The organism is Fimbriimonas sp. LA-C6 (genome assembly GCF_055398105.1).
The window spans coordinates 3,221,206-3,242,533 of sequence record NZ_AP038796.1 but is presented as its reverse complement, the minus strand read 5'-3'; the positions used below and the strand labels follow the sequence as shown (position 1 = coordinate 3,242,533).

At 52.9% G+C, this 21,328-nt stretch carries 14 protein-coding genes and 1 riboswitch; of the genes, 7 read left to right on the top strand and 7 right to left on the bottom strand.

Annotated features, from left to right (window positions below; genetic code table 11):
* Positions 1-2: 2 nt before the first annotated feature.
* The 5 genes from ACZ51B_RS15055 to xylB all read right to left on the bottom strand — a co-directional run bounded on the left by ACZ51B_RS15055 (position 3) and on the right by xylB (position 9,113).
* Complete coding sequence (locus tag ACZ51B_RS15055; RefSeq protein ID WP_464294158.1) at positions 3-2,852, bottom strand: COG1470 family protein; 2,850 nt, start codon at positions 2,850-2,852, stop codon at positions 3-5.
* A gap of 84 nt (positions 2,853-2,936) precedes the next feature.
* Positions 2,937-5,069, bottom strand: coding sequence for a hypothetical protein (locus ACZ51B_RS15050; RefSeq protein WP_464294157.1), 2,133 nt, complete (start codon positions 5,067-5,069; stop codon positions 2,937-2,939).
* Positions 5,070-5,324: 255 nt separating this feature from the next.
* Positions 5,325-5,867, bottom strand: coding sequence for a dephospho-CoA kinase (gene coaE / locus ACZ51B_RS15045; RefSeq protein ID WP_464294156.1), 543 nt, complete (start codon positions 5,865-5,867; stop codon positions 5,325-5,327).
* Positions 5,868-5,951: 84 nt separating this feature from the next.
* Positions 5,952-7,568 carry a 30S ribosomal protein S1 gene (locus ACZ51B_RS15040; protein ID WP_464294155.1) on the bottom strand — a complete coding sequence of 539 codons (1,617 nt, stop codon included), beginning with the start codon at positions 7,566-7,568 and terminating at the stop codon, positions 5,952-5,954.
* Between the two features lie 105 nt (positions 7,569-7,673).
* Positions 7,674-9,113, bottom strand: coding sequence for a xylulokinase (gene xylB / locus ACZ51B_RS15035; protein WP_464294154.1), 1,440 nt, complete (start codon positions 9,111-9,113; stop codon positions 7,674-7,676).
* Positions 9,114-9,176: 63 nt separating this feature from the next.
* On the opposite strand from xylB, the gene ACZ51B_RS15030 reads away from it, so the two are divergent.
* The 5 genes from ACZ51B_RS15030 to ACZ51B_RS15010 all read left to right on the top strand — a co-directional run bounded on the left by ACZ51B_RS15030 (position 9,177) and on the right by ACZ51B_RS15010 (position 14,834).
* A complete protein-coding gene (locus ACZ51B_RS15030; RefSeq protein WP_464294153.1) occupies positions 9,177-10,097 on the top strand; it encodes a Ppx/GppA phosphatase family protein in 921 nt (306 codons plus the stop codon).
* 28 nt (positions 10,098-10,125) lie between these two features.
* Positions 10,126-10,698, top strand: coding sequence for a ComEA family DNA-binding protein (locus ACZ51B_RS15025; protein ID WP_464294152.1), 573 nt, complete (start codon positions 10,126-10,128; stop codon positions 10,696-10,698).
* 127 nt (positions 10,699-10,825) lie between these two features.
* On the top strand, positions 10,826-12,637 hold the full coding sequence (locus ACZ51B_RS15020) for a methyl-accepting chemotaxis protein (RefSeq protein ID WP_464294151.1): 1,812 nt from the start codon (positions 10,826-10,828) through the stop codon (positions 12,635-12,637).
* Positions 12,638-12,876: 239 nt separating this feature from the next.
* Entirely contained in the window at positions 12,877-13,752 is an 876-nt protein-coding gene (locus ACZ51B_RS15015) for a hypothetical protein (RefSeq protein WP_464294150.1), read from the top strand.
* 188 nt (positions 13,753-13,940) lie between these two features.
* Positions 13,941-14,834, top strand: coding sequence for a hypothetical protein (locus ACZ51B_RS15010; protein WP_464294149.1), 894 nt, complete (start codon positions 13,941-13,943; stop codon positions 14,832-14,834).
* Between the two features lie 288 nt (positions 14,835-15,122).
* Here ACZ51B_RS15010 and ACZ51B_RS15005 read toward each other — a convergent pair whose 3' ends face one another.
* Together ACZ51B_RS15005 and ACZ51B_RS15000 are read right to left on the bottom strand one after the other, a co-directional pair.
* Positions 15,123-16,862: a carbohydrate ABC transporter permease gene (locus ACZ51B_RS15005; RefSeq protein WP_464294148.1), complete on the bottom strand. Its 1,740-nt coding sequence runs from the start codon at positions 16,860-16,862 to the stop codon at positions 15,123-15,125.
* Entirely contained in the window at positions 16,859-19,297 is a 2,439-nt protein-coding gene (locus ACZ51B_RS15000) for an extracellular solute-binding protein (RefSeq protein ID WP_464294147.1), read from the bottom strand. Before ACZ51B_RS15000 ends, ACZ51B_RS15005 begins: the two co-directional genes overlap by 4 nt.
* Before the next feature lie 171 nt (positions 19,298-19,468).
* Positions 19,469-19,596, top strand: a riboswitch (cyclic di-AMP (ydaO/yuaA leader).
* 33 nt (positions 19,597-19,629) lie between these two features.
* Between ACZ51B_RS15000 and ACZ51B_RS14995 the strand changes: the two genes are divergently transcribed.
* Both ACZ51B_RS14995 and ACZ51B_RS14990 read left to right on the top strand, forming a co-directional pair.
* Positions 19,630-19,920, top strand: coding sequence for a hypothetical protein (locus ACZ51B_RS14995; RefSeq protein ID WP_464294146.1), 291 nt, complete (start codon positions 19,630-19,632; stop codon positions 19,918-19,920).
* A gap of 19 nt (positions 19,921-19,939) precedes the next feature.
* Complete coding sequence (locus ACZ51B_RS14990) at positions 19,940-21,229, top strand: MFS transporter (RefSeq protein WP_464294145.1); 1,290 nt, start codon at positions 19,940-19,942, stop codon at positions 21,227-21,229.
* Positions 21,230-21,328 lie beyond the last annotated feature (99 nt).

Genomic DNA, 21,328 nt, shown 5'->3' with positions numbered 1-21,328 from the left:
TCTTATCTAGGGAACGCTACGTTGACGATCTTCTTCGCGACTTCACCTGAGTCGCCTGTTGAAGAGATCTCGAGTTGGTAGGTTCCAACTGCTGGTCCGCTAGAGAGGACGCCGCCCCAGTGGAGGACGTTCTTACCGGCGACTGAGTCGTGGTCGACTGCGATCTGAGCTACTTCTTTGCCGTTCTTGAGAAGTCTCATGGAGGTGAGACCTGGGATGGCGAGGTAGTAGTCGATCTCGACGTTTCGTAGACTGCCCGTTCCGGTGGTGTTTGCGACCACTGCACCAATTCTTTGAACGGCGCCACCGATTGGGGTGACATCGATTCGAAGGTTCTTGGTGGATTGGGCTCTGGAGGTGAAGGTGTACTTACCGCGTCGGCCATCCACGCTTCGACCTGTTGCGAGATCTACGATTCGGATATCGAGATTTCTTGGCAGTTCGTTGAGGTTTGGAACGCTTACAGTCACGTTCTCAGCCTTTCGAGTCCAGACGTTGTACATGAACGACTGTCGGCCTCTTGAGGAGCGAAGAACTTGAGCGAGCTCAGTTGTTGATCCTCGAGTTCCTTCAACGAAGAAGGAGCGGACGGCGTCCGATGTGGGTGCGGCTGGAGACTTGCGGCTGGTGTACTGATTCACCATTCGGTAGTCCCGCGTGATTCCGGCGTAGTTTGCAGCATCGTTAACGGTGGCTGTTTTCGCAGCGACCTGGATTCGATACTGGTTTACGTTTTGTCGGAACGTGGTAGGAGCCGATGCAGATCTGGTGAACAGGTCGTAGATCGGCGGGAACGAGAGAGTAAGATCCTCGTTGCAGTAGAGCCAGTATCCGTTGTTCGGGGCTAGCTTGCTCTGCGCACCTTGGATCAGGTCATACGCGTGGGTATCAGGGTTATAGTAGTTGAACGTACCGCTGATCGCACCTTGGTTAACTAGATCAACGTAGCTCGATGTGGCAGTGGTGTTGCTTCGAACACCGATCAACTGACCTAGTGAGAAGGAGTAATTGTACGGATTTCCAATCAGGTTCCAACCTCGTTTGAGCTGAATGCTTGGTGCTCCTCCTCCCAGACCATTTGAATCAGGTGGGAAGGTATCCGTTGGTTGCGTTGGACTTCCTTGAAGGGTAACAAATCCTGGATCTATGGTATTGGGGAATACGATCCAAGATCCAGTTCCTCTAGCTGCACCTGTTGAAGGAATGTACTGTCCGGTAACTGGTTCCCAATCATATGCCTGGAAGTCTTGGTTCAGAACGTATGGACTAAGAATGGCTTCCCACGATCGATCTGCAAAGATCCATGGGGATGCAACAAGATTTGCTCCGCTGGTGAATCGCACCGTTGGGCTTGCGGGGATGTTGATCGTGCCGTTAATTTTCTTGACGGTACCTGGAGTTGGCGTAATTACTACGGTGTAATTCATGTCACCGACAGAAGTTGGGTCAACCTGGACTTGGAATGACACCTCACCAATCTTGCCGCCTGGTATTTGACTGATGTACTGGTCGGTCGATCCGCCAACAACGGTCATTCCTGTAGGTAGCTGCAAGCTAACTTTCACGTTCTGCATTGCAACTTCGTTATTCACGACACCGAAGCCACCCGTGTTGTCAATAGATACCTTGATGGTGAACGGGTTTGGTGTTGCGGTGCCTGAGCTAACATTCAGCACCTTCGGTGTGTCGACAACTGCGGCATAGCCGTTTTGGTAGTTCGAGTCACCCCATGTAGATCGGTAATACGTCGTGATTTCTCTGAAATCGCCGGGAGCTACCGGTGTTGGCAACCACTTTTGAAGGTAGGCAACGTTCGGAGCTATTGCAACGTCTGGGATGAAAGTGTCGCCATAAACCGGTGTTTTGACGCTTCCACGGACGTCACCCATAATACCGCCTTGACTTCCGACCACAAACTCGTCGACTGGCGTCTGATCACTCACAAGGTTTTCGTCTGTGGTGTTGGGCGTGGGTCCCATCACTACCTGGAAGCCCTGCCCAGCGGCTCTCCCTCCGGTGAAGTTTAGATAGTTAGGGAAATTCTGAGGATCAGTTAGCCGGTTAAACCTTTGGCCTGAGATGATCGGCTTGTGTCCCGGCACAGTGATATAGGGCTGAGAAAAAGTTGAGCTTCCGTTTTCGAATGTGTACCGCTTAGGGTTCCAGTTACCATCGCGAATTGACACCCATTGACCGAACCACAAACCGAGTTGGGCTGGTGCTGCTGAAAGATTTTGCAACTTCCAGTCAACACGTGCAGCATCGCCGATTACGTCAATTTCCACCGTGGCCAGGACAGATACGCCCGAGACCGTCATCGTGGTAGAACCAACCATATAGCGATTACTGAGGCCTGTGTAGCAAAGATTTAAGTCGTCGGCGCCAAAAACTGTATGGTCGCTTTTACCAGTTGAATCGATTGCATAAACGGTTGCATAGCTCCATGCTCCAGCCGTGGGAACGATGTCTGGGGCCCAAACCAAATTGGGATCGTCCAGAGTATTGAAGCCGTGAGTGAATGACATGTGGTTATCCACCACCGTGCCTGCTAAGTCATCCTGAATGGACCCAATGGATCCTGCTCCGAATCCGATTCGACCCGCTACTACGAGCGTCGATCCTGTGGGCTCACCTGGTGTACAGAACTTGTATGCGCAAGTACCCCAACCCCCCAAAGCAGCTGCAAACATCGGCGTATGAACTTCCCGAGCATTGTAGGCGGTGCTAAATGGGCTGGTTGTCAGAGTGGGATCGATACAGTTGGGATCGTAGTCCCACTGTGCAAGGGCCGGCACAACGCATCCAGCGCTGAGAAGAGAGGCAACTAATGCCTTAGAAAGAGTGCTATTCATTTTGCGTCCTTTCAAAGCGGGGCACCTGCCCCCATCCTAATTTAGACGGAGGCAGGAGAGCGTTTGATCTAATGTTTCTCCAAATTATTGACCAGGAGTCGAAGGCAATGTTACGCCCTTCTTGAAGCTTCTGCGTGCGCTGAACGCATATCGAAGACCTGTTGAAGGATCTGGAACTGGACCTGGGACATCAGTGAAGTTCCTAGCGCCAACACGCCAGTAAACGACAGTTGCACTGCGTATCCTTGAAGGAAATGCGCTGCTGTTTGGATCGATTGTTCCCGCTGTTACCACAGTGGCAGAGGAACCTGCACCTGACCTTCGAACCTTTGTCGGGTACGTGTAGGTCTGAGCACTATCCTTCGGAAAATCTGGGCTTACCGAAAACTGAACGACATATTCAGCATCGATCGACCACTGACGTGCACTTCCAATGAAAGTAAACGGCTGATTTTGAATTATCTGCGCATTGTCATCTGGCGTATTCAACACTGGCAAAGGCAGGGCCGTTGCCGTACCACGGGAGCTGGTGCGGGTGCTGATGAAGAAGCACCATGTTCCGCCACTGGTTGAACCTGAGGTTGAACCAGATGTTGTACCTGAGGTTGACCCAGATGTGGTACCTGAGGTTGACCCAGAAGTCGTACCTGAGGTTGTGCCGGAGGTCGTACCAGAAGTGGTCCCCGAAGTTGTACCCGAGGTTGTTCCTGAGGTCGTTCCAGTAGTTGAACCCGTAGTAGTTCCTCCACCTGAGCTTCCCGAAGGACCTCCGGCAACGTCGTTGCTTAGAACCTTGTAGACTAGCTCGATCTGATAGGTGTAAGGCCTACCAAGCTGAACCGGGAATTGACCAGTTGTTCCACCGGTGGTTCCAGAGGTCGTTCCTGTGGTTGTGCCTGTGGTCGTTCCAGTAGTTGTGCCGGACGTGGTACCTGACGTCGTACCACTAGTTGTGGTTACGATAGATCCAGTAGGGCCGGTCGAGTACACACTGTTGCAGCTTTGATAGTCGATTACTGAGAACGAGTAGTAAGTTGCGACCGCGTGGCCGGAAACCGTGTCTCGCGCAGAGGTTGAACCACCTGGAGCAATATCGATCGGTGAAACGGTTGTATCACTTCTCCAATACTGCCACTGAACTAGGTTATTGTTACCATTAAACGCATAACCGTCCTTGCTCCAGTCTAATCGGATTGCAGGCTGCCCAGTTTCGTCCGTATCAGCCTGAACTTTCAGCTCTTTCGCAGCGTTCGTTGAGTTGGAATTACCGTTTCCGAGGAGCGCTGCAACCAAACCAACGACCAAGAGAATCGTAATCAGCTGGGAATTCTGAGAGTTCCCGCGCTTGTTGGCCTTTACATGGACATCACCACCTGGGGTGAATGCCGAGCGAGGGTCAATCTCTGGAATTGGGAATACAGCACGAACCTTATCGCCTGGCTTTACACCAAGCTGGATCCGCTGGATCGTGATGGTGGAGCTATCTGGCTCAACTTCACTGATGATAGCGGTTCCCACTTGCTGATTCGCACGAGTGAGGATCACTTGCTGCCCGCTGACAAATCCTGAACGCGCGCCTTGGTTGATTAAGGCGGTGTTGTTCGAGTTGGTGTTTAGAACGGTTCCAATTGGAAGCGTTCGGCCTGCCATCTGCTGAACAGCGAGGTTTCCTGCTTGCTGAATCGCGTCTGTAATGAGTGTCTCGTCGGTTGCGTTACCCTGACGGATTGTGGACTCACCCTTAACGACTGCGCCGTTCACTGGAGTGCCACCCGATACGTCGTACGCTACAACACGGAGAGCAACACGTGCCTGTCGACCGTTACCTACGCTGTCAACTTTATAGTCAACAACATCGCCAGCGACGATCGTTTGGACGCGAAGCTCTTGGCCGAGGCGAAGAATGTTCGTTGTCTGCTCAAGAGGTGCAGTAAGGCTAAGCGTTTCAAGTGCGCGCTTTACTGAATCCGGAGGGGAGACTTCGTATTTGTTTGTTTTAGTCAGTTCACCAATGACTGCATCCGAAGCAACTGTTCCGAATTTGGTTCCTGGCGACTTAAAGTTTCTAAATTCTGTTACGGCCCAACGAGGATTCTGCTGAACTTGTCCAGCATGTGCCTTGCCGAGCATAGAAAGGGAAATGGACGGCAGCACTAGGGCCATAACGACCATGTGGCTGACGACCTTCCCTGTTAACGATGTGATGAACCGCCTCACTATGACGCGTCCTCCTTCTCAATCCTTTTTAGGTTAGGGGTTTTACCCTTAGGTCGTGATACCGATCCACGAAGAAACAACGCCTCTAAGACGCTTTTTGCCGGACGTGCAGACAAACGCAACACGGCTGAATACATCGCTTCGATCAACAACCCTCCAATGCCTTGCGGCTTGGCTGAAAACGGGCTCAATAAATGAACCTATTCCCAGCAAATCGCGCTGAGTATAGCACCAATCACACATGTGCGCAACGTGTCAAACGCGAATGCTATCCACCGCTGTCGATAGCACTGTCTTGACGGTTTCAAAACTCATGTTAGTTCGGATAATTCTATCGGCAAATGCCGCGCGAACTGTTGAATTTAGCTGTACTGAAAGGACCTTGTCAATGGGGAAATCGGGTCCATATCGGGCCAAAAGACGTCTTTGCTGCTCTTCCTTGCCGCAAGTGACGACCCAAATCTGATCATAGTTACTATTTAGACAGGCTTCAAATAACAAAGGTACTTCTTCGAAGTCGGCGTGGCTGTTTGCAAGAAATTCTGTGATCGGTTTGTGCAGCAGTCGATTGATGGCTCGACGTGATGTATGAGAATTTAACATTTGATCCCGTACAAATGCTGGATCTACGGGCGCGGGGACTCCCAGGAGCTGGGCAATCTTATGATTGACTTCCTCAGTCTTGAAGAGGGTGCGGGAGATTTCGTCTGCAGAGGCCACTGAGAAGCGCATTTCACGGAGGATATTGAGGACCGTGCTCTTCCCTTCTGCTATGCCACCCGTGATCGCAATTCTCATATTGTGTGCCTTCTGTAAACAAAGAGAGCGGACCTTGCAATGAATGCAAAGTCCGCTCTTTTCTATTGAACAGAATCTGAGACCTTATTCTTCGGTCTTTTCTTCTTCTGTCTTCTCGTCTTCTGCGTCGTCGTCGTCATCGCGATTCAAGAAGCCCTTGAGAGCTGCAATTCTTTCGCCGATGGTAGCGCCGCCGGTTGCGAAGCCACGTCGACCGATTGACTCTTCAAAGTCTTCTTCAACGTCTCTTCCACCAGGACCACGGCCCTTCTTGGCGCCTTTCTTGCCGCCCTTGAAGTCCTTACCGCGTCGCATTTCGTCATCGTAGCTGCCGCCTGGAGCTTCGGTAGCACCTGGGCGAAGTTCGCCGCCGCCGCCGATGGCTCGCATGCTGAGTACCATGCGTCGCTCTTCAGGTCGGAGATCGATGATTTGACATTCGACATCCTGATTCTCTTCGACAACGTCTTGAGGACGCTTGATGCGTCGGTAGGACATTTCGCTGACAGGCATGAATGCCTCAGCGCCTTCAGGAAGTCGGATGAATGCACCGCTCTGAACGATTCGGCTGATGTTAACCGTAAGGTTTTGACCAACTTTATAGTTCTGCTTGATAAGGTTCCAGGGGTCTGGAAGGACCTGTCGGTGTCCAAGAGAAATCTTGCCTGCGCCTTGGTCAAGCCGCAAAACCATGACTTCGATCTTCTGTCCTTCCTTGAACATTTCCTTTGGATGGTTGATACGAGCCCAACTCATTTCGGAAATGTGGAGAAGTCCATCCACGCCGCCTAGGTCCACGAATGCGCCGTAGTCGGTGAGTCGTCGAACGGTACCTGTGAGGCGATCACCAGGCTTTACAGCGCTGAAGATTCCTTCCTTGGCCGCGGTTCTTCGCTCTTCTTCTGCTTGTCGGTTGGAGAGGACGACCTTCTTTCTCTGAACGTCAATTTCGATGACCTTCAGTTGAAGTGGGTTGCCTACAAACTTCTCGATGTTTCGGAGTTTGCCAGATCCAACGTGAGTTGCAGGAACGAAGCCTCGTACGCCGACGTCGACCACAAGACCACCCTTGACTCGATCAACAACCTGGGCTGTGATACTTTCCTGGGTCTTGAAAGCTTCTTCTAGTCGATCCCATGCCTCTTCGAAGTCTGCTCGTTTCTTGGAGACGATGGGGTTACCCTCAGCGCCTTCGGTTCGAAGCACAACAACGTTGATCTTATCGCCGATGTTGAAGAGACCCTCAGCGGTTTCGAGGTTTTGCTCGCTCAACTCGCCGAGAGGGATGATGCCCTCAGCTTTACCACCGAGGTTAACGAAAACACGGTCCTTATCTACTTGAATGACCGTGGCTTCAATACGGTCACCCTTTTGGAGCGGCTTGTATCCGCTACCGATAGCAGCTTCAGGGCTCTCTCCTCGATCCATCGCACTCATGTACGTTTCGAAGAGGTCCATGTCGTTAGGCTCTGCGCCTTCGGCTTTGGCTGGTCGGGCTGGAGTTGAAGGTTCAACAGCAGCAGGAGTGGGCTCAGCTTCAGCTGTGACGGGGGTCACCTCTGGTTCGCTGGGCGTAACAGGGGAAGATTCAACGGCTTCTGTAGTAGCCGCGATAGGAGAGTCGGACGCCGGCACGGCGGTTTTTTCCGCTTGCTGGGCTTCTTCCTCACCCAATGGCGTCTGGTTCTGGTCGACAGTCATGGATAGTAGTGACTAGGCTCCGCGAAGGATGCACACGATGCTACCTGATTTATTCACATCCTTTCGGACATGATAAGCCAGTTATCGAGCAATCGATTATGACCTTTATGATACGTTCCAGTCGCGGGTTTGCGAATAAAGTTGCTGATACCTCGCAAAGAAGGGCTTGTAATCGGTCCCGGAGGGTCGAATTTCCTCTTTTTTGTGGATAACTTGCTGGCAAGCGGCTTGTACGTTGGGCCAAATTCCGATTCCAACTCCTGCCAGGATGGCAGAGCCCATCGCTGGTCCTTCATCACTGACAAGGGTTACGCAAGGGACTTCGAACATGTCGGCCAGCATTTGCACCCAGAAGCGGCTCTTTGCGCCTCCGCTTGTGACTCTAATTTCTGTCGCCGAGGCACCCAGGCCTCGAAGCAGGTTCATTCCGTCGAGAAGGCCGAAGCTGATGCCTTCGAATACGGCTCGACTGAAGTTTGCGTGCGTGTGGCCCAGCGAGATTCCAGCGAAGACGCCTCTTGCGTAGGGATCGTTGTGAGGGCAGCGCTCGCCGGTGAGGTAGGGCAGGAACATGAGGCCGCCAGAACCCGGTTCGACTTTTTCTGCTTCTGAACTGAGCGTGTTGTAGTCCTTCCCTGCTCCGAGGGTGTCTCGATACCATCTGAGGGCACCGCCGCAGGAGAGCATGACGCCCATGACGTGCCATTTGCGGTTGGCGTGGCAGAAGGTGTGAGCTGCTCCGTTTTTGTCGTAGTCGCATTCATCGATGGCGGTGAAGACAACTCCGCTGGTTCCGAGGCTGACGCTGATGACTCCCGGGACTACTGCCCCTGTGCCTACGGCTGCAGCTGCCTGGTCTCCCCCGCCGCCCACTACTGGGATTCCTGCTTTCAGTCCGGCGACGTTGGTGGTTTTGGCTGAGACTTCGTCGGATTCAAAGCTTGTTGGGAGTATTTGGGGATCGATATTGAGTTTCTGGAGCATTTCTGCGGACCAGGTTCGGTTTTTGACATCGAAGATGCCTGTTCCGCTGGCGTCGCTCACTTCGGTGGCTTTGACTCCGGTGAGTTTGAACCGGATGTAGTCTTTGGGGAGGAGCAGCGAGCGAACCTTTGCGTAGTTTTCTGGTTCGTTGTTTCGGAGCCAGAGGAGTTTGGGGGCTTGGAAGCCGGTTAGGGGCGGGTTGCAGGTGATCTCTCTTACACGGGCTGCCCCCACGGTTGCATCGATTTCGGCACACTCGGCGACGGTTCGCTGGTCGTTCCAGAGGATGGCTGGGCGGATTACTTGATCGTTCTCGTCGAGGAAGACGGCGCCGTGCATTTGGCCGGTGACTCCGATGGCATCGACCTCTGTTTCGCCCAGTTCAGCTATGCATTTTGTGACTCCGCTCCACCAGTCTTCTGGATTCTGTTCGGACCACATGGGGTGGGGGACCGAGATGGGGTATTCGGCGGAGGCTTGTTTTAGCACTTCGCCTTTCTCGTTGATCATCAGGACTTTACAGCCGGACGTTCCAATATCGATTCCCAACAACTTCGCCATCGTTCGGTAGCATAGCCGAACTTTGCCCATCTGTTGCATGGGAACCGGTACCATTTTGGGGCAATGCGTAAAGCCGTTATCGACGTTGGGTCCAACTCAGTTCTTCTTGTTGTAGAGGAGCTCACATCTGAGGGATGGGTTCAAATTCATGAGTCTGCGGCTGTAACCGCTTTGGGAGCAGGCACAAAAGCTTCGGGGCTGTTGGGTGAGGAAGGGATCCAGCACACGTTGGTGGCGCTTTCGGATGCGTTTCGGAAGGCGACTGAATTGGGTGCTTCTTCGACTGAAGCGGCCGTGACGATGGCTGCTCGGATTGCGACGAATGCGCAGGACTTCTTGAACCGTTGCAAGCAGCAAGGGACTCCTGTTTTTATCCTTAGTGGTGAGCAAGAGGCTGAGCTTGGGTTTCAGGCTGTGGCTAATGATCCTGTGTTTTCCAGCTTTGAACGGCTATCTATTATTGACGTGGGCGGTCAGAGTACGGAGTTGGTGACTGCTCAGCGCACTTCTCATGGTTGGGATACGAAGTTTCGGAAGAGCTTTGCGATTGGGACGCTTGCGTTGAAGGGTGGCGTTTTGCATGCGGAGTCGCCGGGGCCGAGTGATCTTTTGAACGCTGTTCAGGAGATTGATGAGCAGATTGGGATGTGCTATTCGCGCCGGGAGGCGGGGGTTGCGATTGTTCTGGGTGCGACTGGGACGAACTTGATCACTATTCGCGAGAAGATGACTACTTGGGAGCCTGAGAAGGTGAATGGGCAGCTTTTGAGTTTTGGGGAGATCAGTGAGGCTGTGGGTTCGATGATGCCTCTGACTGATGAGCAGCGGCGGAATATTGTGGGTATGGAGCCTGGGCGTGAGAAAAGTCTTCACATTGGAGCTTTGATTTTGGAGCGGTTTTTGCAGGCCATTGGTGCGCCGGGCTGTTATGTGAGTGTTCGCGGTTGGCGGCACGCATTGCTTGAGTCTGGGCTTCCCAAGTAGAGCTGATCGGGGCTATGATTACCGAAGTATGATTGAGCATCTGCCGCCGAATCAGAAGTGGGCACTCGCTGGTTTGGCGTCGCTCGCGCTATTTGGGCTTGGGTTTGTCGGGTCCAGTCGGCTTCGGCAGCCGGGGCCAGTGGTGATTCAGGTTGAGAAGGATGCGCCGGTTGTTTCTTCTGAACCCGTGAAGCCGCCTGTGGATGAGCAGATTTCTGTCAAGCCGATTGCTGTCCCTCATGAAGAGGTGATAAAGGTTTCGAGAGTGGAGCGGAAGGTGGCTCCGCATGTTGAGAAACCGCCTGCTAAGGAGATCCAGGGAGAAATCGAATCGGAGCCAAGGGTAGAGGCTCCTGTTGACTCATCCGAACCCAAGCATTCAGGTCGCGAGCCGAAGGCGGCACCTTCGGGACCGATTAACCCTAACACTGCTTCGCTGGAGCAACTTGAAACTCTGCCTGGCATTGGGCCGGTGATTGCTCAGCGGATCATTGATTACCGAACTCAGGTTGGATTGTTCAAGGCACCAGAGGACCTGATGGAGGTTAAGGGAATTGGCGAGAAGAAGTTTGCGAAGCTACGTCAGTGGATTCGACTTTAGGGTCGATTTTCTTTCGTTAAGACTCTATTGCAATTCTTGTGCAATTAATAACAATTCCTCCAGTTTACGTTTCACTAGAAATATGCCGACTTTTTATCAGGGTCTTTGGTACCCAGGAGTTGTGCATATGAAACGTTGGTTTGGGAATTTGAAACTTGTATGTAAGCTAGGTATCGGTTTTGGTGCCACAGTTGCACTTATCGTGGCTGTTGTTGCGGTTGCGCTGAGCGGTGCGGGGGAATTGCGGAGCAGTATTCATACACTGACTGAGAAGTCTTTGGACAACGCGGTGACCTTGTCTCACTTGACATATGCAACTGGGCGCGCCCGAATGTTGCAGTATCGTCTGGCCGGTAGTGACGGTGAGGCCGAGCGCGCGCTGGACGCTCAAGTGACAAAGTTCATTGGTGAGGCTGACAACGCGCTGAAGGAGTACGATGCGCAGGTCACCAACCCTGAAGACAGAAAGAACACTGATGCGCTGAAGGAGTCTTGGTCGCGTTACAAGGAGATTTGGGGTGGACTTCGGGTGAAGATCGTCAAATATCCACCTACCGAGGCCTTCAAGCTGCTTGAGACCAACTCGGTGGCCGCCTATGGCAAGGATTTCGTTCCTAAGCTGGATAAGGTGATTGAGTGGAACGAGCGAAGCGCGAAAGCTGAAGCTGCTGCCGCTTATAAGGTCAGTGATTCAGTTCGGCGACTCGTTACCACAATGGGAGCTGTCGCTGTTGTGGTTGCGGTGCTGTTTGCATGGTTCATTACTCGTGCGATTGTGGCGCCGATTCACATGGTGTCTGAACGACTGAAGAGCATCACTGATCGCTGTCTGACGAGTCTCACGGAAGGCCTTGGAGCTTTTGCTGCTGGGGATCTGCGACGGTCTGCGGAAGCCGTGACGACACCGATTCCAGATCCGACCACCGATGAAGTTGGCGAGATGGCGGCTACGTTTAACAAGGCTTTGTCGAAGCTTGAGGCTTCTATATTCGCTTATAACGAGGCACGTTCTTCGCTTACCGATATTGTTCGGCTTTTGGACGACAATTCGCTTTCCGTGAACGAGACGAGTCAGTCGCTGGCTGCTGCTGCGGAGCAGAGTGGTGCGGCATCGACCGAGATTGCTAAGGCGAGTGAGAACCTTGCGCGAGACGCAACATCTTCGTCGGCCATCATGGAGCAGTTGTCGGGCCAGATTGGTATTGCTGGAGCGAGCTACAAGGACAAGGATAACGGCGTTGCTGGTGCAGCGAGCGACATGTCTGACGCGGCGAAAGAGGGCGACCAGGCTGTTTCTCAGACCGTTAAGGCCATGGAGCGGGTGCAGCACCAGGTTCTGACTTCTGCGCGAAAGGTTCAAGAGTTGGACGAGAAGGGCAAGGAGATTGGGCGCATTGTTCAGAGCATTGAGAGCATTGCAGGGCAGACGAACCTTCTCGCTTTGAACGCAGCGATTGAGGCTGCACGAGCTGGTGAGCACGGACGCGGATTTGCTGTGGTTGCCGATGAGGTTCGGAAGCTGGCGGAGAAGGCTACGTTTGCTACTCAGGAGATTTCGGCTCTTATTTCTGGCATTACCGATACCGTTACGGAGACTGTGGTAGCAATTGAAGCGACTCAGTCGGAAGTCGAGGCAGGGGCGCGGACCAGCGAGTCTGCCAAGGATGCATTGGCGCGCATCTTGACGAGTTCTGATCAGGTTGCTCGTCGATGTGAAGAGATGGCAACTGGTGCTGAGCGTGTTGTTTCCTCGATCGTGAGCGTGGCAACTGTTAGCGAGGAAGCTGCGGCTGGTGCGGAGGAGCTGAGTGCTGGGATTGAAGAGGTGAGCGCGGCTGTCAACGAGTTGACTTGCATGAGTTCTCAGCTTCGGGATGTGGTGACGAAGTTCAAGATTGAGGACGAGTCGCCGAGTCGTCGGCTTAAGATCGCGGCTTAAGTCGGTTGTCCCTTCCTCACGATGGGGTGAGGAAGGGACTAGTTTGTTTCCGGTTCTCCTGCAACAATCTGACGGAGCTGTTTCTGGAAGGCAGGGCTTAGAAAACTGTAGAATTTATGCTGTTTGCCTGCTTTATTTCTTCATTAAAGGGAGCTAATACTTTCTTGACACTCTAGAATGTACCGCTTAGTGACAATGCCTTTGGATAAATCACCATGGCGTGGTAGGATTGTTAGAAAATGTTTTGGCCTATTCCAGTACTAGCTAACTTCCAACCTGCGGATCGCGTCACAACAATGTCTTCGATCCTCTATGCATCAAAGCTGCCATATGGTGAGACCCGCATTCGTTATCAGATGACTTTTGGGACTCCTTCGATCGAGGTGAACTGGAATGGTAAGAAGACTGAGTGCTTTGTTGATACAGGGTGCTCACAGATCGTTTCGTTCGCAGCCATGAATCTCCCCGGGGAGGACATTGGACAAGGTGGGGATTGTTTTTGGGCAGGCAAACGGTCGTATAAGTCTCGTTTGGTACGCACAGATTTGGAGGTTGGCAGGATTACAGTGCGCGGAGCCGTTTCCCTTTCTGCTGGCCCTAAAAAGGTGGATTTGAAAGATCTCCCATCAAACTTTCCACTACTGGGCAACACCTTTCTCGAAAAATTCTGTGTTACCTTTGATCCTGTAAAACACGAGTTGATTCTCCGCAAACCGGAATACAAACCGAGCACAAAGGGCGCTTTCGTTTTAGAGATGCGCAAAGATCGGTGGCGTCTGCCTTACGTCTACGGGCAAATCAATGGAAAACGGGCGAAATTTACTATTGACACAGGTTGGAGCGACGATTTTGTATTCAATCAACAGTCGGGAGACAAGTTTTTCAGCTCTTTCTCAGCGCCTGCGAGTCTATCAAAAGGGGTTGCAATTTCTTCTGAACTAGCAAGGGGTTATTCTTGTGTAGTAGGTCCCATCACTCTCAAAGGAAATCGCCTACCAACCTGTTGGATGGCAACTTCAACAGACACCTCACTTGGTTGGCCGCTCCTCAGCAATTTCGAGACTACTTTCGATTTTAAGCGTGGCAGGCTAATCTTGCGTCCAATCAGACGTTAGAAGTTGTAAAGAAGGCCAGAAGAGAAAAGCGTACACTGCTCTGATTCATTTCTTGGTAGCACCCCAGGTGAGCTGGTCTGATTTTCTGCTCGACCTGGATTGTTCTCTGTTGGTAGCATTCAACATGCTCACGCAAGCTAGGTGTATTGATGAGCCATTTGGCGCTCGCATGGTAGTATTACTTGAGTATGCTTTTGCTCGGAATCGTATTAGTGATCACCGGATTCTCGCATTCTGAAAGCGCTGAAGCAAACATCGTCTACAAATCCAAACTTCCTTACGGGGAAACGTATATCCCATATCACAACCATTTTGGTCGTCCTACGATTAATGTAGTTTGGAATGGCCGCAAGACCGAGTGTTTTGTCGACACGGGAAGTTCGGGGATTGTTTCCTTTGCTGCAATGAAGCTACCTGGCGAGGACATTGGAGAGGGCAGAAAACAGAGATGGGCTGGTGGGCGCTCGTTCACTTCTCGCCTGAACCGTACCAATCTGGAGTTGGGCGGGATTACAATTCAGGGTGCCATATCCCAGTGCGTAGGCGACCCAACCATGGCCTTAAAGGACCTGCCATCAGAACTGCCTTTACTGGGTACCGCATTCCTTAAGAATTTCTGTGTTACTTTCAATCCTGAAAAAAGTCTCATTGTGCTTAGAAGACCAGAGTACAAACCCGACCTTAGAGGTGCGTTCATCCTCAACATGCGTCCTGAAGGTGGTTTGCCCTGGGTTTACGGCAAATTCAATGGTAAGGTAGCTAGATTTCTGATCGATACGGGCTGGACAGATGGCTACGCATTCAATTCTAGTTCTGGAACGAAATTCTTTAAGTCCATCCCGCAATATAAGAAAACCTTGAAGGGTGTAGCTAACTCTTCAGATATACCTGCTAGATACAGTTATCAAGTTGGCCCAATCAAAGGGAGAGGACGGCTCCTGCCTTTCTGCTCCTTGGCCTCGAAGTCAGATATGTTGGTCGGTTGGCCACTCCTAAGTAAATACGAAGCAACGTTTGACTACCGCCAAGGCCGTTTGATTTTGCGCCCAATTAAAGAAAAGATGTCCCGCCCTAAATATTAGTAAGTTGTTGGTTATGTTAGTAAAAATGCATCCAGATTCCTAAATTTGAGCTAGTCCTCAACATACATCATTTCACAGAAGCCAAACACAAGCTCTCGTCACGATGTCCTAATGCTTGTGACGTATACGCCTTATGGTCAAAGAGAGAATTTCATCACCTTACTGGGTAAGCGTTTCAGTTTCTTATGAATGTTGAGTCAAACCGCTGAACAAGGAAGCATTCGTTGATTCCCTTTCAAGTCGTGTCGCGTGCGCCACACTATCACTGGCACTACCTCGCAAGTGGACTTATCGGCCGCCTAGGCCGCTGAGGGTTACTCCTTCTATGAAGTAGCGTTGGGCGAAGAAGAATAGGAGGAGGATGGGGATCATGGTCATGGTGGCGAATGCCATGAGCATGCCGGGTTCTCCGCTTCTTTCTCCGTTGAACAGTTGCAGCGCGTAGCTGAGGGGCATGTTTTCTGGGGAGTTGATGTAGATGAGCGGACCCATGAAGTTGTTCCAGGCTCCCATGACGGTGCCGATCGCGACGACTGCTAGGGCGGGTTTGATCATGGGGAGCATGATGCTCCAGAAGGTTTTGAGGTAGCTACAACCGTCGATTTTGGCGGCGTCTTCTAGCTCCATGGGGATGCTTTTGAAGAATTGGCGCAGCAGGAAGATGTTGTAGGCGCTTCCGAAGAATGCTGGGACCCAGAGTGGATAGAGCGTGTCGATCCAGCCGAGTTGTTTGAAGATGAGGAACTGCGGGAGAAGCGTGACCGCGCCGGGGAGCATCATGGTGCTCAGTAGGATGGCGAAGAGCAGCTCTTTGCCTGGGAAGACCATTCTAGAGAACGCGTAGGCGACGATGGCAGAGCTCAAGACGGCACCAAACACCGAGAGGATCACGATGACGAGGGTGTTTTTGAGATAGACCAGTCCTCGTTTGGTCTCGAGGGGTAGGAAGTCGAGAGCTTCCGAATAGTTTTTGGTACGCAGGCCGATGTGGCGGACCGGTTCGGTTTGGGAGGCGAGGAGTATGGCCTCTTTGTTGGCCATGTTTGCGGGTTCTAGGACAGAGACTCGCTTGCGACCATCGTTCATTTCCTCGATGACCATGGCTTTGACCGGGATATTGTCGATCTTTGCTGTGACGACAGGGATGTCTTTGGGGACTTCCTTGAGACTGGCCATCTGCGTCTCGAAGGTGATTCCGCGGATTGCCATTGGCTTGAAGATGTCGACTCGGACGGTATCGCCCTTTCGATCGATAATGTTGCCTTGCACCTTTTCACCGTTGTAGAGCCCTTCGTACATTGGGTTCTTGGGGTCTTTGTAGGGGACGGTGTCCTGCACTCGGGGGATCCAGACGATGCCGTTTGGCGAGGACATGTCGCGGTCTTCTTTGAAGCTAGTGATCACTAAGAAGGCGAAGGGGACTCCGAAGATGAGGGAGCCGGCGATGAGGGTTGCCTGGGTGACAATTGTCTTGGAGTAGCCGCGGGTTTTGGTGGCTCTGCCTGCGATGACCATGGCAAACACACCTGCGATGGCGAGCAGGATGATGGCGCATGCTGTGGTGGGCTCAAAGGGGATGTTGCCTTTGAGGACGGTGATGGTGTTGGTCTTGTCTGACTTGTAGAGGTAGAAGCCCAGAACAAGAACTGCTGCCCAGATGCCGGTGGCTTTCAGCTTTGCTGTGCGGTCTTCCGGACTGGTGGACATGGTTGACTGCGCTGCACGGAGGCCGGTGAACACCAGACTGACGATGCAGAACCAGGCGGCGACGGGCATGACGAGCCATACGATGGGGAGGTGCCAAAGGGCGTCTGTCTTCCCAACAATTGGCTTAGGGGCTAGTGCGGAGAAGGCTAGGCCGGCGGCTCCGATGAGGGAGCTGATGACTAGGTTCTTGCTGAGGCGAGCTTGGTCTAGGCCTGGAGCTTTGGAGACCACCTGCGCGAGCAGAATGATTGCGCGAATTCCGAAAAACCAGCCTAGCCAGGCTGCGAAAGTCGCAAGGACGTAGAGGGTATCGCCGTTCATTTATCTGACTCGTAGTGCACCCAACGAGGGGCCAGTTTGAATTGGAAGCCTGTGAAGAGCAGGATCAGGCCGAAGATCATCCATGCGAGCGCCGATGCGTAGCCCATATCGAAGAACGCGAATGCGTTTCGGAAGAGGTGGTACACGGGCGTTAGAAGCGAGTCGTCTGCTCCGATGGGACCGTCGGCTGACGGCTTCATGATGTAGATTCGGTCGAAGTCCTGAAGTGCTCCGATGAAGCCCATGACTGTGTTGAAGAAGATCACGGGGCTGAGCTGTGGGAAGGTGATGGACCAGAACTGCTGTTTGGGGTTCGCTCCATCGATGCTTGCTGCTTCGTAGAGGGTTCCCGAGATGCCTTTGAGTCCGGCTAGCCAGAGGACCATCCCGCTTCCTGCGCCCCAGACACCCATGAGGATGAGTGCGGGTTTGGACCATTCGGCGGATTGGATCCAGCCGGGTGGCGAAATGGAAAGCCATGGGGTCAAGGTTTTTGCCCAGATGGAGTTGATGAGGCCTTTATTGGGGTCTGCGGTGAGAACCCAGATCCAGAGCACTGCGCTGGCGACTCCTGGCACGATGGACGGGAGATAGAACATCGACCTGTAGAACCTAAGGCCTTTGCTGGCGGTGTTGAGCAGGAGGGCGATGGCGAGTCCGGTGCAAAGGGAGAGTGGGACGCCTGCCAGGGCCATGTAGGCTGAGTTGTAGAGCGACTTGACGACATTTCCGCGGTCCGTGGTGACCATGTCGTGGTAGTTCTTGAGTCCGACCCAGCGTGCTTCGTTGAGGACATCGTATTGGGTGAAGCCGAAGAACAGTGAGGCCAGCATGGGACCAGCGGTGAGGACCAGGAATCCGATGAGCCAAGGGGAGACGAAGGTGTAGGCCCAGCGGGCTTCGTTTCTGGCGAGTTTGCCAATCTTTTGGCGACCGAACCACACCACGAATGTGATCACGGCTGCTGCGATTAGCGCGATACCGCCCTTTACGGGAATACCTAGATCGATAACGGAGTAGCGCTCTTTTTGGAAGAAGGCGTCGAGGTCGCGTTGGACGTTTGCTTGGCTGGAGAGCAGCGCGTCTTTGGGCGACATCTTGTGATAGAGGGCTGTTTCCATGGCTCGGACGTGCTCTGACCAGAGTTTCTGTCCGGCGAAAGTTGCGGGGCGGATTCGGCCCCATTTGGCAACGTCTACGTGGGTTTGGAGCGCTTGGGCGAACTTGGGGTCGGCCGGTTTGAAGCGTTTGAAGGCTTCCTCATTGGCTTCTTGGCTCCCTAAGATTCGTGGGATGAAGGCTCGGCCACGTGAGCGGTCCCACTTTTGTTGCTCGCTGTAATCGAGCATTCGGGCTTCGGTGCTGGTGGCGAATTTGATGTATGCCCAGGCTGCGTCCACATTTTTGGCGCCTCTTGGGATGGAGTAGCAGTAGCCGCCAAACCAGGTGATGAAGGTGTCTTTTTCTTTCGCGAAGCGACCTACTTTGTTATATCGGTCGTCGGGCACTGGGGCGGGGGCCGTGCTGAAATCGAGTTGCGGACCATAGCGGGAGAGGGTGCTGAGGATCCAGTCGCCATCGATCTTCATAGCGACTTTGCCGATGATGAAGGCATCGTTTTCTTTGCCGAGGAAGCCTGATTCGAACGACTTTGCTTTCTCGTAGCCGCCGACTAGGTCGTATCCCTTGAGGATGAACTTGAGGGCCTCTTCGGATTCGGGGCTATAGAGGGTGCAGGTTCTGCCGTCGGGTGACATGAAGGAGGCGTTGTTTTGGAACGAGTACATGTACAGCCAGGAGTTGCCGAAGTTGGGCATGAATCCGGCGATCTTCAACGTTCCGTCTGGATTGAATTCTGTGATGGCCTTACTGTAGGCGAGGACTTCGGACCAGGTTCTGGGTGGGCGCTCTGGGTCGAGTCCGGCTGCGCGGAGTTGGGCTGCTTTTTGGCGGAAGATGCCTCGGTTCCAGTAGAGGATGCGGTTGTCTGCGCCTGTTGGGATTCCGTAGATCTTGTTTTGGTAGATCGCTTCGTTCCAGGGGCCTTCGTAGTACTGCTCTTTCTTGGGGCAAGACGGATCGTTTTTGTCTCGGGCTAGAAGGTCGTCGAGGGGACGGAAGGCGCCACGGCTGGCCCAGTCTGAGATGGTGAAGCGGTCCTGGTTGATGACGTCGGGGGCTACGTTGCCCACGATGCTGGTCATCAGCTTTTGGGGGTCCATGTTGCCGGCTCCCATGCTGAGAACCCTCATATGGACGTCGGGGTTTCTCCGCGCAAATTCCCGGATGACCGCGTCTTGGCCTTTGTTGTCCGCGCCTGAGGTGAGTCCCCAGATAACTAGCTCGCCTTTTGGTTTGGCCGTTTGTGCTTGGGAACCCATGATGGTTCCTAGCGCCGCGAGCACGATGAACAAGAGTCGTCGATGAGTCTTCATCAATTCAGAACACATGCTACACCCGAAACTGGTCATTAGCTTGCCCGAGAATGGTTATTCTTAAAATGTCTTTCTTGCCACATCTTTGATATCTATGGGTTTTCCTATGGGTCTAACGCTCCGAACGGGCGTTGTGACCCGGTAGGATTATTTGCGTGTGATTCATTCACACGTCAGCCAAAGCCGAATGTTGCACGTCAACAGCGGGGGACCCAATTAACGGGGCTAACGATACGAATCGCGGGTAGTTCTTGACCCGAGCCCGACAGCTAACCTCGCAGGCAAATGCAGGAACCACTGCGCCCAGCGCATGTGGAGGAGGTTATGAAAAGTTGTTAACTCAGTACGAGATTAGGAAGCGAGTGGAAGCCATTCGCGCCTCGACGATTAAGCCTTTCAGTAAAGTCCGCCTTTTACTTAAGATGCGGCGTTCGCTTGGTTCGCATGCTCATTCCCTTGAGGTTGCGAAGGACCAGGTGGCTCTTGGTGCGGACCCTCAGGTTCGAGCTGGTATGGATCGGATGATCGACCAGGTTGGGATGTTGGAGGAAGACATTCGGGATGAGGCACGGGTTGCCCTTGCTAAAGCTTACGAACGCTCTGGTCGTCCTGATCTTAGCTGAGTAAACTGCTGACTCTCTCATGAGTCAATCACCCGAAGCCCAGGACGCTGCCCCACGACGTAAGGGGCCGTCGCCTATTCTAGGAATCTTTCTTACGGTATTTCTGGATCTGCTGGGCTTCGGGATGTTTATTCCCGATCTCCAGTTACGCGGCAAGCACCTCGCGGTTTCTTACCTCGGTGCGGGTGCTACTCCAGAGCAGATTCAGACCCTTACTGGGATTTCTCTTGCGGCTTTTAGTTTTGCTCAGCTTTTGACTGCGCCTTTTCTGGGACGGTTGAGTGACAAGATTGGTCGGAAGAAGATTCTGGTGGTTACGACCACTTTGGCGATCATTGGGTATCTGGTTTACGCCAACGCGACGAGTTTTCCGATTGTGTTGATCGCGCGGGCGATCTCGGGCATTGCGGCTGCGAATATTGGTGTGGCGTTTGCTTATGTTGCGGACGTGACGCTTCCTAAGGATCGAGCCAAGGGGCTGGGTGCTGTGGGTGCGGCGTTTGGGCTTGGGTTTGTGATGGGGCCGCCGCTGGGTGGGATTCTGCTCAAGATCAGCCATGACGACCAACACTTGCTGGGATATGTGGGTGCAGCTCTTGCTTGTGTGAATCTGTTCTATGTGGCGTTTTTCCTTCGGGAGAGCCTGGCGAGTTCGGACGCGGTACGCAAGACCGGTTTTTGGCACGACTTCCGGTTGGCGCTTTCGGACCCTAAGATGGCGCTGTTGTTGACGATGTTCTTCATCATCAACTTTGCTTTTACTAACTTGGAGTCCACTTACTTCTTGCTGCTTGCGGATAAGCGGTCGGTGTTCCACTTACCGGATGACCAGGCGAAGGTGACTGGGAGCTATTTGCTGGCGTTTGTGGGCGTCGTGATGGCGTTTATGCAAGGGTTTGTGGTGCAGCGGGCGACGCCGAAGTTTGGCGAAGTGAAGCTGTTGCGGTATGCGTACATTTTTTATGCGCCGATCTTTGCGATGATTCCTTATGCTCCGATTTGGGCTCCTGCTTTGCTTGGGATTTTGGCGCTAGGGATCTGTAATGGGCTTACTCAGCCGAGCTTGAGCAGTTTGATTTCTAGGAGTGCGCCGGGAGCTATTCAGGGCGGGATCTTTGGGATTACTCAGGCTTTGGGCGCTTTTGCGCGGTGTATTGGGCCTTTGATTAGCAGTCGATTGATGGCGAATTCGCCTGCTGCGCCGTATTGGTTGGGAGCGAGTTTAATTTTGATTCCGGCTGTTGCAGCTTGGTTTATTAAGATGGCGAAGGACTCGGGTAGTGCTGTGGCTGCAGAAGTGTTGCACTAACCGAAATTCTTTCAACAGATTCAAGCGTTTGAGCGTATTAAAGCGGTATACGTCGATGGTGACTCACCGGACTCAACGAGATGTGCTTGGTTCGATTCT